This is a genomic window from Teichococcus coralli, from assembly GCF_009829925.1.
GTDB lineage: Bacteria > Pseudomonadota > Alphaproteobacteria > Acetobacterales > Acetobacteraceae > Pseudoroseomonas > Pseudoroseomonas coralli.
Genome location: NZ_SNVJ01000006.1, coordinates 86,566 through 100,021, shown reverse-complemented (window position 1 = coordinate 100,021; position 13,456 = coordinate 86,566). Strand labels below are relative to the sequence as shown.

The 13,456-nt window shown below is 71.4% G+C and carries 8 protein-coding genes and 1 tRNA gene; 3 read left to right on the top strand and 6 right to left on the bottom strand.

The window, feature by feature from the left end; all coding sequences use genetic code 11:
• Positions 1–41: 41 nt before the first annotated feature.
• The 3 genes from E0493_RS09090 to E0493_RS09080 all read right to left on the bottom strand — a co-directional run bounded on the left by E0493_RS09090 (position 42) and on the right by E0493_RS09080 (position 5,336).
• Positions 42–1,958 carry a DEAD/DEAH box helicase gene (locus E0493_RS09090; protein WP_367614478.1) on the bottom strand — a complete coding sequence of 639 codons (1,917 nt, stop codon included), beginning with the start codon at positions 1,956–1,958 and terminating at the stop codon, positions 42–44.
• A gap of 257 nt (positions 1,959–2,215) precedes the next feature.
• Positions 2,216–2,845: a response regulator transcription factor gene (locus tag E0493_RS09085; protein ID WP_160936619.1), complete on the bottom strand. Its 630-nt coding sequence runs from the start codon at positions 2,843–2,845 to the stop codon at positions 2,216–2,218.
• Positions 2,838–5,336: a PAS domain-containing protein gene (locus E0493_RS09080; RefSeq protein ID WP_160936618.1), complete on the bottom strand. Its 2,499-nt coding sequence runs from the start codon at positions 5,334–5,336 to the stop codon at positions 2,838–2,840. The genes E0493_RS09085 and E0493_RS09080 overlap by 8 nt, the downstream gene beginning before the upstream one ends.
• A gap of 459 nt (positions 5,337–5,795) precedes the next feature.
• On the opposite strand from E0493_RS09080, the gene E0493_RS09075 reads away from it, so the two are divergent.
• The 3 genes from E0493_RS09075 (at position 5,796) to E0493_RS09065 (ending at position 10,099) form a co-directional block, all read left to right on the top strand.
• The gene (locus E0493_RS09075) at positions 5,796–6,737 is read left to right on the top strand and encodes a TAXI family TRAP transporter solute-binding subunit (protein WP_160936617.1); all 942 of its coding nucleotides are present in this window, start codon (positions 5,796–5,798) and stop codon (positions 6,735–6,737) included.
• A 12-nt stretch (positions 6,738–6,749) separates the two neighbouring features.
• Positions 6,750–8,621, top strand: coding sequence for a TRAP transporter permease (locus tag E0493_RS09070; protein ID WP_160936616.1), 1,872 nt, complete (start codon positions 6,750–6,752; stop codon positions 8,619–8,621).
• A 131-nt stretch (positions 8,622–8,752) separates the two neighbouring features.
• Positions 8,753–10,099, top strand: a complete 1,347-nt coding sequence (locus tag E0493_RS09065) for a globin-coupled sensor protein (RefSeq protein ID WP_160936615.1) — start codon at positions 8,753–8,755, stop codon at positions 10,097–10,099.
• Positions 10,100–10,209: 110 nt separating this feature from the next.
• Here the strand turns inward: E0493_RS09065 and E0493_RS09060 are convergent.
• The 3 genes from E0493_RS09060 to mrdA all read right to left on the bottom strand — a co-directional run bounded on the left by E0493_RS09060 (position 10,210) and on the right by mrdA (position 13,436).
• Positions 10,210–10,285: transfer RNA gene (locus tag E0493_RS09060), tRNA-Lys, on the bottom strand.
• A 71-nt stretch (positions 10,286–10,356) separates the two neighbouring features.
• Complete coding sequence (gene rodA / locus E0493_RS09055) at positions 10,357–11,502, bottom strand: rod shape-determining protein RodA (RefSeq protein WP_160936737.1); 1,146 nt, start codon at positions 11,500–11,502, stop codon at positions 10,357–10,359.
• Complete coding sequence (gene mrdA / locus E0493_RS09050; RefSeq protein ID WP_160936614.1) at positions 11,502–13,436, bottom strand: penicillin-binding protein 2; 1,935 nt, start codon at positions 13,434–13,436, stop codon at positions 11,502–11,504. The genes rodA and mrdA overlap by 1 nt, the downstream gene beginning before the upstream one ends.
• Between the last annotated feature and the right edge of the window lie 20 nt (positions 13,437–13,456).

Genomic DNA, 13,456 nt, shown 5'->3' with positions numbered 1-13,456 from the left:
ATGGGGGGAAATTCCAGAGGGGGAGCGGCCGGCGCCGCGCTTCACGCCCCGTGCTTGCGGCGCGGCGCGGAAGGCATCCTCTGGGCGGCGCGGCCCTGGGGCGGGCGCCATTCGCCGCGCTTGCGGGCGGACCAGGCATAGCGCGGATCGTTCGCCAGCAGGTGCTGGTGCCCCGCCAGCCGGTTGCGCTCCAGCCAGCCGATGGCGGCCTCCAGCTCCAGGAGGCTCATCTGCGCGCGGGCCTTGCCGCCCAGGACGCGCTTCAGGATGGCGTTGTAGCGGTGGTAGAGGCCGGGACCGGCGACGCCGGCGCGCGGCCCCTGCAGCATGGCCTCATCCTCCACCGCCTGGGCCGCCACCATCTCGCCGACCCGCGCGCGCAGCCGCCGTTCGGCGACGGAAGGCGCCTCCAGCATCTCGCCTTGCGCCTCCTCCAGCTCCGGCCGCTTGAGCGCCAGTTCCGGCCCTGGGGCCAGCGTGTCGAAGCGCAGCGCCAGCGCATTGGATTCGAGCGGCGTGATGCCCTCCCGCCCCGGCGGCAGCTGCTCACGCAGCCAGAGGGGAAGCGTGTGCTGCGTCAGGCGGGGCCGTGGCCGCTTCGCCAGCGTGCCCTGCTCCGTCTCCATGCGGATGCGGAAGCGGCCGAACAGCGGGTCGTCCGGGTGATAGACCAGTGCCCGCTGCGCCTCATAGGCACCGGCGTGCGGGTCCACCCGGGTGGCGCGCGCCACCATCTGCTCCAGCCAGGGTCGCGACCGGATATGGGTGAGGGCGGCCACCACGGCGACTTCCGGCGCATCCAACCCCTCATAGGCCATCGCCACCGTCACCAGCATGGAGGGCTCCGGACGCAGGCGGAAGGCCGCGAGGGTCTGGTGCGCATCGCCGCTGTCCGAGGTGGCGAGGCCGACCGACTCCTCGGCCTGCCCGGTGGGCACCCAGCGGCGCAGCAGAGCGAGATACTGCCGGGCCGTCATCTGGTCGGGCGCCACAACCAGGAGTTTGCCCAGGCCCCGTGCGGACGCTCCCGGCGGCAGGCCGCGCTCGTGCCGCCGCCGTGCGCGCAACGCGCGTGCGGCGAGAAAGGCCTCGCGCAGCAGCGCCTCCGCGAAGCCGGTGCGCAGCGCAGTGAACAAGGCGGGCCGCGTCGTCTCGTCGGGATGGTAGCCGGCAAGGCGATGCGGGCCGACACTGGTGCCCTCCGGGTCGCGCCAGGTCGCCTCGCCGTCCAGCGCGCCAAAGGTCACGGGCAGCACGGCGCGCTCGGCCAGGGCCTGCGCGCGGCTGTAGCCGACCACCGCCCACCCCGGCGCGTCCAGGTCCACCTCCCGCGTGCGCAGCCGCGGCCCTTGGCGGTAGGGCAGCCAGAGAATGCCGCGGCCATCCGCCCGCTCCAGCGTGCCGGAGAGCAGCAGCCGCACGGCGGAGCATTCCAGCAGCGGCAGCAGCGCGCGTGACCAGGCGCCGGCCTGGTCCTCCTCCTCGCCCGCGGCCTCGGCGGCCGCGACGGGGTCGGTCTCCGCCAGGGCGGGGAGGTGGTGCATCTCGTCCACCACCAGCAGGGTACGGTGCTGCCGCAAGGCCGCCAGATGCAGTGCCGGCGCCGCCGCGATCCCCTGATAGGTGGTCACGTAGCCCTGCAGGCCCCGGTAAAGATCCGGCGCGTTGTCCGCCGAGCGGACCGAGATGGCGTGCCTCAGCGCATTCCGCCAGGCGGGGTCGGCGAAGGCTTCCTCGGCTTGCAGGCGCAGGCTGTCGCGCGGCACCACCCAGCAGACGCGCTCGACGAGGTTTGCCTCCATCAGCCGGGCGGCGGCGATCACCGGCAGCAGCGACTTGCCGCCGCCGGGCGTCACCGCCGCCAGGATGTCGCGTGCCTCCGTGGCGCCCGCCGCGATGGCCGCGACGACGCCGGCAAGGCGGCGCTGATGTGTCCGGAGCTGGCGCGGCAAGGACACCGGGCAGGCAAGCCTTTCCCGAGGCGAACAGGACGGGAACTCACTGTGAATACAGGGGTTTCCGCTGTCCAGCACGAAAGCCGCCGCAACGGAACACGGGAAGGCGAGAATTCTGGCTGGAAGGAATGGCACCGCGGGCAAGGAGTCCCCGGATCTTTCATCCATCCTCTGTCCGTACTGCGTCCCGGTGGAAAGCAGAACGCCAACTGGCAGGAAAGCCGGGAGGCTCGGGGGAGCGCCTTTCCGCCCGCTTCCCTTCAGCCCATGCTCCGTGTCGCCAGCCCGGCGGAAAGGGCGATGCGTACCGCCTCGGGCAGGCTGCGCACGGCGAGCTTCTCCATCACGTTGGCGCGGTGGATCTCGACGGTGCGCGGGCTCAAGCCGAGGTCGCGCGCGATCTCCTTGTTCTGCTTGCCGGTCACGAGGCCTTGCAGCACCTCCAGTTCGCGCACCGTCAGCGCCGCGACGCGCTCCGCCGCCTCGGCCGCCTCGCGGCTGCGGGCCCGTGCCTCGGCGCCCCGCGCCAGGGCGTGCCCGGCGGCCTGCAGCAGCGCCTCGCCGTCATAGGGCTTCTCGATGAAATCCGAGGCGCCAAGCTTCATCGCCTCGACGGCCATCGGCACGTCGCCATGTGCGGTGACGACGATCACCGGCATGTCCAGCCCCTGCGCGACGATCCGTCGCTGCACGGAAAGCCCGTCCAGATCCGGCATCCGCAGGTCGAGCAGCACGCAGCCGAAGGGCAGGCCTTCCGCCGAGGCGCTCAGGAAGTCCTCTCCGGAGGGAAAGGCGCGCACCGTATAGCCCGCCGAGCGCAGCAGCAGCACGAGCGAGCGCCGCACCACCTCCTCATCGTCCACGACATAGGCGATCCTTGCCTCACCCATGGGTCACCTCCGCCTGCGTGGCGGCCTCCTGCGGCGCAGCCGGAAGCACGACCCGGAAGGTCGCGCCGCCACCCGGCGTCGGCTCGGCGGCGAGATGGCCGCCATGGTCCTCGACGATGGAGCGGCAGATGGAGAGGCCGATCCCCATGCCCTCCGGCTTGGTGCTGATGAAGGGCTCGAAGATATGCTCGGCCACCGTCTGGCTGAGGCCCGGCCCGGTATCCGCCACGGTCAGCACGGCGCTCCCGCCCCGCCGCGCGGTGGCGATGCGCAGCTCCCGGTGCACCACCTCCTGCATGGCGTCCAGCGCGTTGCGCACCAGGTTGAACACGACCTGCTGGATGCGGACGCGGTCCGCCATCACCTCCGGCGCGTCCGGCGCCAGCTCCAGGCGCAGCACCACGCCCTGCTTGCCGGCGCCCGCCATCGCCAGGCGCACCGCCCCATCCACCAGCATGTTCAGCGGCGTGGGCTGCCGCTCCGCCTCGCCGCGACCGATGAAGTCGCGCAGCCGCCGGATGATCCGCCCGGCGTGCACGGCCTGTCCCGCCGCCTCGGCCATGGCTTCGCGCGCCGCCTGGAGCTGCCCCGCGTCCGGCGTGCCGCGGCTGCCCAGCATCCGCCGTGCCGCGTCGGCGAAGTTGGCGACGGCCGTCAGCGGCTGGTTCAGCTCGTGCGCCAGCTCCGCCGCCAGGGCGCCCATGGCGCTCAGCCTGGAGACATGCAGCAGCTCTTCCTGCATCTGCTGCAGCCGGGCCTGGGCGCGGCGACGCACCGTGATGTCGCGCGACACCGTCACCACCCCGACCGTGCGGCCGCTGCCGTCCCGCCAGGGCGCCTTGCTGGAAAGCAGCACGCGCGGACTGCCGTCCCCGGCGGGGATCTCGTTCTCCAGCACCTGGGTTCGCCCGGAGGTGATCACGGCGAGGTCGGCCGCGCGCGCGGCGGCGGCGGCGGAAGGCGGCAGCAGCTCCTCCACCCGGCGGCCGATCGCATCCTCCACCGTGGCGCCGTAAACGGCGGCGGAGGGCTGGTTCAGGATCACCAGCCGGCCCTCCAGGTCGCGCGCCGAGATCGGCTCGGGGCTGGCGTTCAGCACCGAGGCGAGCAGGTCGCGGTTGAGGCGCAGCGCCTCCTCGGCCTCGCGCAGGCCGGTGATGTCGTTGCTGGCCTCCACCACGGTGTGCGGCGCGCCGTCCGGGCCGCGCCGCAGCGCCCATTGGCTGATCACCGTCACCAGGCTGCCGTCGCGCCGCCGCTGCCGCAGCTCGCCCTGCCATTCGCCGCGCTCCAGCAGCTCTCCCATGATCTGCTCCAGCGGGCGGGGAAACTGGGTCTCCAGCAGCTCGTGGGAGATGCGCCCGAGCGCCTCGGCCGGTGCCCAGCCGTAGAGATGCTCGCTGCCGGACGTCCAGACGAGGATGCAGCCTCCGGGCTCGCGCACGATCACCTGCGCGCTGTCGAGCGTGAGCAGCAGGTCCTCGCGCTCGCGCAGGCGGGCCGTGGCCTCCGCGCGGACGGCGGCCAGCGCGGCGGCCACGGCCTCGACCTCCCGCACGCCGCCATGCGGCCGCAGGGCCATGGACTCTCCCCCGGTGGCGGCGAAGCCCGCCAGGGCGGCGATCGGGCGGGCGATGCGCCGCGCGAAGAGCGAGGCCATGGCCGCCACCAGGGCGGCCAGCAGCAGGCCGGCCGCGAGCATCGTCCAGAAGGAGAGGCGCAGGGGCGCGGCGAAGGCCGCCTCGGGCATGAAGACCGCCACCGTCCAGCCGGACAGGCCGGAGCGGCTGAAGGCCGCCACCACCTCCTCGCCCGCGGCGCTGCGGCCGTGCTGCCAGCCCTGCGCCTGGGCCGGAGGCATGTTCAGCTCCGGCGGCACGCGGGTGCCGACGAGGCGCGCCGCCTCCTGGCTGCGTGCCAGGATGAAGCCCTCGCCGTCGAGCAGGCTGGCCACCATTCCAGCCGGGATCTCGGCATCGCGCACGATGTCGTTCAGGAAGGCGAGGGGCACTGCCAGGCTGAGTCTCCAGGCGGGCGCCGCGGTGCCGGGCGGCGCCCAGGTGGACACCGCGAAGGCAGGCTCCCTGGAGGGCGCCGCGAGCAGGCCCGAGAAGGGACCCTCCGTCACGGGCGGCCGCGGAGGGGCGGGCGCAAGCCCTTCCATGGCAAGCCGCCGCTCCGCCGGCGGCGCGGTGGTGGCGAGCAGATGGCCTGCCTGGTCCTGCAGCACGATTTCCGCGCCCGCCGGCCGCGGCACCGCCTCGGCGCGGCTGGTGAAGGCGCCGATGTCGCCGGCCCTCAGATGGTCGGATGTGGCGAGCACCTCCATCAGCGTCCGCATCGCGATCAGCTCACGGTTGAGATCGACGGTGATGCGCCGCGCGGCTTCGCGTGCCGTGGCCTCGTGCCGCGTGCGCTCGCCCTGCGCCAGATGGAAGAGCAGCGCGGCTTCCGTCGCGAGCATCGGCGCCAGCACCACGGCGCAAAGCATGGCCAGGTGCCAGGCGAGGGGCCAGCCTCGCCGGGGCTCGCATCGTGCCGCGCCTTGCTGCCCGCCTGCCATCCGCCGAAAGACGAAGCGCTTGAGCCACATGCCGGCAGGCTACTCCCCCGCGACGGCGCGAACCAGCCGTGCGGCGCATCCGGTGCCCCCGCGCCTCCCCTGCCGTGAACGCCCTGGCATGAAGCCTTCCCTGTTGCAGCGCCTTCTCCGGGCGCCGGATACAGCCTAGCACGTCATGCCGCGGGCCTGTCCCCCGCCGGTGCCGCTACGTAGTTTCACGGGGTATCCTTCCGGTGACCGGCAGGCCAAGTCGTTGTTTCCCGTTCGCCTCACTCGGAGCGGCCATGGCAGGCCCGCAGGCGCGGGCACCTTCCCGTCCGGCGCGGCGGACGAGGGGCGGCGATGCAGAACACTGCACGACAAGAACACCGAACACGGAGGAACACGATGCGGTCTCGCTTCTTCCTGGGCATTGCCCTGGCGGCAACACTCGCGGCTCCCGCCGGCGCGGAGGAACTCCGCATGATGACCGGCCCGCAGGGCGGATCGTGGATCCCGCTTGGCGGCGCGCTCAAGAACATCTGGGAGAAGGCGGTTCCCGGCCTCACGGTGCAGGTCGTGCCAGGCGCCGGCGTGATCAACGTCCGCGGCGTCTCCGGCGGCAAGGCGGATGTCGCCTTCGCCAACTCGATCAGCACCGTGGACGGGCTGAACGGCCGCGCGCCCTTCCCGCAGAAGGCCGAGAATGTCTGCAACATCGCCTCGCTCTACCCGCAGTGGTTCCAGGTGGTGGTGCTGGCGGATTCCGGGATCGAGAAGGTCGAGGACCTGAAGGGCAAGGCGGTCGCCATCCAGCCGCGCGGCAACACCGCGGAAGTCATCACGCAGCAACTGCTGCAGGTGGCCGGACTTTCCTACAAGGACATCCAGCCCAACTTCCAGACCGGCTACACCGACGCCGTCGGACTGATGAAGGACGGGCACGCGCAGGCCTTCACCCTCGGCACCACCGTGCCGGCGAGCGCGGTGATGGACCTCGCCAGCGCACGCGAGATCCGCCTGCTCGACCTCTCCAAGTACGAGGAGGGGATGAAGAAGATCAACGAGGCCTACCGTGTCCAGGCGCTGCCGGAGGGGACCTATCCCAGCCAGAAGGGCACGCCGGAGATGATCACCTACACCACGCACATCATCACGCAGTGCGACCGCGATCCCGAGCAGGTCTACAAGATGACCAAGGCGATCTGGCAGAACATCGACGCGCTGCGCAACGTTGTCGGCTCGATGCGCAAGACCGAGGTGAAGTTCGGCGCGCAGGACATCAGCGTGCCGATGCATGAGGGCGCCCGGCGCTACTACCGCGAGGCGAATGCCCTGGCCAGCAAGTAAGGGTCGCCTGGAATGACCTACAAGCGCGCCGTGGACGGGCTTGCGGGCGCCATCGCTTCGGCGATGGCGCTCTACCATATGTGGGTGATCGCCTTCTCGCCACCGGAAGCCGTCATCTTCCGCGGCACGCATCTGCTCTTCGCGACCACCCTGGTCTTCCTGATCTTTCCGCTGCGGACGCGCCGCGGCGCGTCCAACCCCGGCCCCGAGGACTGGCTGGCCGTGGCGCTGTCGGTCTGGGCGGTCGGACGGCTCTTCGCCGATTACGACTGGCTCGTCTACCGCATGCCTTACGTCGACGACCCGCGTCCGCTGGACGTGGTCGGCGGTTGGCTGCTGGTGGTTCTGATCCTGGAAGCGACGCGGCGCGTGATCGGCTGGGCCTTGCCGGTCACCGCCATGGCCTTCCTGGGCTGGGCCTATTTCTTCGGCGGCGCCAGCAACCTCGCCCTGATCGACCAGCTCTACCTGACGACCGAGGGCATCTTCGGCTCCACGCTCGGTGTTTCGGCCGGCTATGTGGTGATCTTCGTGTTGTTCGGAGCGTTCATGGAGCGCTCGGGCGTCGGGCGGCTGTTCATGGACTTCGCGCTTGCCCTGACCGGCCGCGCGACGGGTGGGCCCGGCAAGGTGGCGGTCGTTTCCTCCTCGCTGTTCGGCAGCGTGTCCGGCTCGGCGGTGGCCAACGTCATGGTGACGGGGCAGGTGACCATCCCGCTGATGAAGCGCAGCGGCTTCCGCCCGGCCTTCGCCGCCGGGGTGGAGAGCGTGGCCAGCACCGGCGGGCAGATGATGCCGCCGATCATGGGCGCGGCCGCCTTTGTCATGGCCGAGTTCCTGCAGGTGAGCTACATGCAGGTGGTGGTCTGGGCCACCATTCCCTCGCTGCTCTACTACGTCGCCACCTTCGCGGCGGTGCATTTCGAGGCGAAGCGCACCGGCCTCACCGGCCTGCCCGCCAGCGAGGTGCCCCGGCTGCGCAACGTCGTCACCGAGGGCTGGCATCTCTCGATCCCGCTCATCATCATCATCGTCGGCCTGTTCGGCGGCTTCTCGGCGCCGCTCGCCGCGCTGGTGGCGACGCTGGCCTGCTTTCCGGCGGCGGCGCTGCGGCGCAACAGCCGCGGCAATGTCAGCTTCGGCCAGTTCCACGGCGCGCTGCTGGACGGCGCGCGCAACACGCTCGGCATCGCCATGGCCTGCGCCTGCGCCGGCATCGTGATCGGCGTGATCGGGCTGACCGGCGTCGGCATCACCTTCACCCAGCTGGTGGTGAACGCGGCGCAGCAGAGTCTGCTGCTGGCGCTGCTGATGACCATGGCGGCCGGCATCATCCTCGGCATGGGCATGCCCACCACCCCGGCCTACATCGTGATGGTGGCGCTGCTGGTGCCGGCGCTGATCACGCTGGGCGTGGTCGAGCCGGCGGCGCACCTCTTCGCCTTCTACTTCGCCATCCTCTCGGCCATCACGCCGCCGGTGGCGCTGGCGGTGTTCGCCGCCTCGGGGCTGGCCAAGTCGGACCTCTGGGCCTCGGGCCTCGCCGCGGTCAAGATCGGCGCGGCGGGGTTCATCATCCCCTTCATGTTCGTCTACCAGCCGGCGCTGCTGCTGATCGGCGAGCCTTCCGCCATCGCCGTGGCGGTGGTCAGCGCCATTGCCGGCGCGCTGCTGCTGGCGGCCTCCCTGCACGGCTACCTGCTCCGCCCGATGCCGATCTGGGAGCGGGTCGCGCTCTTTGTCGCGGCCATCGCCCTGATCGTGCCGGGCCTGCTCACCGATGGCATCGGCATCCTCTGCGGCGGCGGCGTGCTGGCGCTGCAACTCCTGCAGCGGCGGCAGCAGGGCAGCGGAGCGGCGGCGCTGCAATCCTCGCGGCAATAGCCGCCGGCAGGCGGGGCATTCCCGACGAATGCCCCGCCGACGCCGCACGCGTTAGGCGGCATTTAATCTCCGATGCGGTAGGGAAGCTGCCAGTGGCGCCTCACGCGCCGCCGACGGTAGGAAATCCCCTGATGCACCTTGGCCACGACGACGCGCAGAGGCGGCGCTTCGCCGCTTTCGCGATCACCGATCAGGACTGGCAGCTCCTGCGGGCCCAGGCGGCCTTCGCCGAGAGCCGGCTGCCGCGCCTGCTCGACGAGTTGCACGGCGAGATGTCCAGCTGGCCCGAGATCCAGCACGCACTGATGGAGCCGGCCGTGCACCGGGTCCGGCTCGCGCACTGGCAGCGGGTTGCCTGCGGCAAGGTGGGCGAGGGCTTCATGGAATCGGCGCGAGCCCTCGCCACGGCGCTCTACGAGCGCGGCGTGCCCGCCTACGCCGTCACGATCTGCCATTCCGTGGTGCTCAACGGCATCATCCGCGACCTGAAGCTCGACCTGCCCTGCACCCGCCTGACCAGCTTCAAGGCCTCGACGGCGAAGCACAGCCTGCGGCTCGCGCTGCAGAAGGCCGCCTGGTTCGACCTGGAAGTGCTGCTGGAAACCTACGCCGTTGCGGAGCAGCAGCGCCGCAAGCAGGTGACCGAACGTCTGGCCGGCGCCTTCGAGGCCAAGCTGCAGGGCGTCGCGGCCGAGATCGGCCGCTCGTCGGGCGCCTTTTCCGATGTGGCGCGCAACATCCTCGCGGCCGCTGGCCACTCCGCGGAGCAGGCCGGCGCCGTCGCCAGCGCCGCGGGCGACGCGAATTCGGGCGTGCAGACCGTGGCGGCGGCGGCCGAGCAGCTCTCGGCCTCCATCGCCGAGATCAGCCGCCGCGTCTCGCAATCCGCCACCATCGCCGAGAAGGCGGTGAACGATGCCCGCCGGACGGACACGGTGGTGCAGGCGCTGGCGGAAGGCGCCGGCCGTATCGGCGATGTGGTGCAACTCATCAGCAACATCGCGGCGCAGACCAACCTGCTGGCCCTGAACGCCACCATTGAGGCGGCACGGGCGGGCGAGGCGGGCAAGGGCTTCGCGGTGGTCGCCAGCGAGGTCAAGAGCCTGGCCAGCCAGACCGCCAGGGCGACCGAGGAGATCGGCCACCAGATCGCCCAGACCCAGGCCGCCACGCAGCAGGCGGTGGAGGCGATCCGCGGCATCGCCACCATCATCGCCGAGATCGACGACATCGCTTCCGGCATCGCGGCCGCGGTGAAGGAGCAGGGCAGCGCCACCAGCGAGATCGCCAAGAGCGCGGCCCAGGCGGCAGCGCACAACCTGCGTGTGGACCAGCTCGTCGGCGGCATCCGCAGCGAGGCCGGGCGAACCACGGAAGGTGCCCGGAGCCTCACCGGCGCCGCCCAGGATCTGGCCCGCAGCTCGTCCGCCCTGGAGGACGCCGTGCAGGGCTTCCTGGCGGAGATCCGCGCCGCCTGATCCGGATGGTCAGCCGGGCAACGTTGTGGAAAAGGGAGATGGCCGCGGTCGGTGGTCCGCCGGTGCGGCCTGATCCTCGCGGCGGGTGGGGAAAATCTCCAGAGGAGATTTGGTGGGCGCACTAGGGCTCGAACCTAGGACCCGCTGATTAAGAGTCAGCTGCTCTACCAACTGAGCTATGCGCCCCACCGGGGAGTGCGTTTCCGCCATTCCCGTGGCGCGGGCTTTTAGCCCATCCAGCGGGGAGCGCAACCCCTTTATTGGCGGGTGGCGCCAAATTCCGCATCGCGGTGCACATGGACCGAGAGCAGCAGGCCGAAGCCCAGCATGGTGGTCAGCATGGCCGAGCCGCCATGGCTGATCAGCGGCAGCGGCACGCCGCCCACGGGGATGGAGCCGGTCACCATGGCGATGTTGACGAAGATGTAGAGGAAGAAGTTCACCCCCAGCCCCACCGCAACCAGGCGCCCGTACTGGTGGCGGGTACGCAGCGCGACGGCGAGGGCGAAGCACACCACCAGCCCCAGCAGCAGCAGCGTGCCCAGGGCGCCGACCAGCCCGAACTCCTCGGAAATCATGGTGAAAATGAAGTCCGTCTGCTTTTCCGGCAGGAAGTTCAGGTGGCCCTGGGTGCCCTGCAGGAAGCCCTTGCCCCAGAGGCCGCCGGAGCCCAGCGCGATCTTCGACTGGATGATGTTGTAGCCGGCTCCGAGGGGGTCGCTCTCGGGGTCCAGGAAGGTCTGGATGCGGGCGCGCTGGTAATCGTGCAGCCGCTCATAGGCGATGGGCGCGATGCCGCCCGCCGCGGCCAGGATCAGCGCGAACTTCCACCATCGCACGCCCGCCGCCCAGAACACCGCGCCCCCCACCATGGCGGTGATGAGGCCGGTGCCGAGATTGGGCTGCTTCAGGATCAACCCGACCGGCAGCAGCACCGCCAGGGCGGGGGGCACCAGGAAGAGCAGCCTGCCCACGCGCTCCCAGCTCGCCCGGTGGAACCATTGGGCGAGCGCCAGAACCAGCAGGATCTTCATCAGCTCGGAAGGCTGGATCTGGATGGGACCCAGCTCGATCCAGCGCTGCGCTCCCTTGCCGACCTGCCCGTGAACGGCCACCAGCAGGAGCAGCGCCACGCCGAGCGCATATCCCGCCCAGGAGAGCCGCGCGATCAGGCGGATGTCGATCATGGCGAGGCAGAGCATCATCACCAGGCAGAAGCCGAAGCGCAGGGCATGCTTGCTGGCATAGGGCTCCGGCGCGCCGCCGCCGGCCGAATAGAGCGCCACGTAACCCACCGCGGCGACGGCGCAGAGCAGCAGCACAAAGCTCCAGGGGACCAGCCACAGCTTCGCCAGCAGGCCGGCGCCGCGGTGACGGGTCGGCAGGCGGCGTTCGAAGGCCATCATCGGCGTGGTGTCTCCGGGGCAGGGGGCGGTGGCGCCTCTGCGAGCACCGGCGTGCCCGCCGCCCCGGCGCTGCGGGTGCCGGAAGGGGCCGGCGGCGGCGCGGCGGTGGGCGGCGCGCGGAAGCGGGTGAGCACGTCGGCCATGATGTCCCGCGCCAGCGGCGCCGCGGCGCCGGAGCCGCTGGTCCCGTGCTCCACAACGACGGAAATGGCGTATTGCGGGTTGTCGAAGGGCGCGAAGGCGACGAACAGCGCGTGCGGCCGCCATTCGCGTGGCTGGTTCTCCACGCGGAAGCCGCGCTCGCGCTGCTCGCGGGAGACGCGGCGCACCTGGGTCGTGCCGGTCTTGCCGGCCAGAACGCCGAGATTGCCGGGCAGGCGCGCGACCTTGGCGGTGCCGCTCTCCTCGTTCACCACGGCCCACATGCCCTCGCGGACCAGCCTGAGGTCCCGCTCGGGAATGCCGAGGTCCGCCCAGTCCTCCGCTTTCACGCCGCGCGCCGCCTTGCCGCCGAGGGCATGCGTCAGGTGCGGCTGCACGGCGCGTCCGGTTGCCAGCCGCGCCGCCATGGTGGCCAGGGAGAGCGGTGTGAGCTGGTAGAAGCCCTGGCCGATGCCGTGCACCACCGTGTCGCCGAGGTTCCAGGGCTTACCCTGGCGGGTGCGCCACTCGCGGGTCGGCACGAAGCCCGCCTTGGTGCCGGGCAGTTCGATCTCCAGATCCACGCCGAGCCCGAGGCGCCTGGCCATGGCGGCGATGCGGTCGATGCCGGTCCGCTTGGCGGCTTCGTAGAAATACATGTCGCAGGAGTGCTTCAGCGCGTTGCGGAGGTCGAGATTGCCATGGCCGCCCTTGCGCCAGCAGTGGAAGCGGCTGTCGCCGAGGTCGTAATAGCCCGGGCAGAAGACGCGCTCGGAGGGGGTGACGGCCTTGGCTTCCAGCGCGGCCAGCCCGACCACCATCTTGAAGGTGGAGCCGGGTGCGTAGAGGCCGCTGGTGCATTTGTTGATCAGCGGCGTGGCGCGGCTCCTCGTCCATTCCCGCCACTGCGCCGCGGAGATGCCCGAGCTGAACAGGTTGGGGTCGAAACTGGGCTGGCTGGCCATGGCCAGCACCTCGCCGTTGCGCGCGTCGAGCACGACGACGCTGGTGCCCTCCTCGATGCGGCCGCGCACCGCCTTCTGCAGCTCGGCGTCGATCGAGATCTGCACGTCCTGGCCCCGCACGCCCTCGCGCCGGTCGAGCTCGCGGATCACCCGGCCGAGGGCGTTCACCTCCAGCTCCAGCGTGCCGGCGCGGCCGCGCAGGGCGCGGTCGTGGAAGCGCTCCACCCCGGCGCGGCCGACGCGGATGCCGGGGAGCGCCAGCAGCGGGTCGTCGTCCATGTCGGTCTCGCTGGGCGGCGCCACGTAGCCCACCACATGCGCCAGGTGCTCGGCCCAGGGATAGTCGCGCGTGGTGCCGACATCCACGCTGATGCCCGGCAGGTCCGGTGCGTTGACCTCGATCCGCGCCATCTCCTCCCAGCTCAGGAAGTCCCGCACCACCACGGGCACGAAGCGCCGGCGGCGGCGGATGTCGCGCTCGATGCGGGCGCGCTCCTGGTCGCTGAGCGGCAGGATGTGGCTGAAGGTCTCCAATGTGGCGTGGATGTCCTCCGCCTGCTCGGCCACCAGCAGGGCGCGCCAGCTGAGGGCGTTGGCGGCGATGACCCGCCCGGCGCGGTCGAAGAGGCGGCCGCGCGGCGGTGCGATCAGCCGGGTGGAGACCCGGTTCTCCTCTGCCAGGGTGGCGTAGCGCTCGCCCTCCTCCAGGGTCAGCTTCTGCAGCCGGTAGCCCAGGAAGCCGAGCAGCCCGAGCTGGCCCGCCCCCAGCAGCAGGGCGCGGCGGGTGAACACGCTGCGGCGGCGCTCCTCGTCGCGCTTGCTCATCTCAGCCCGCCCACCTCAGC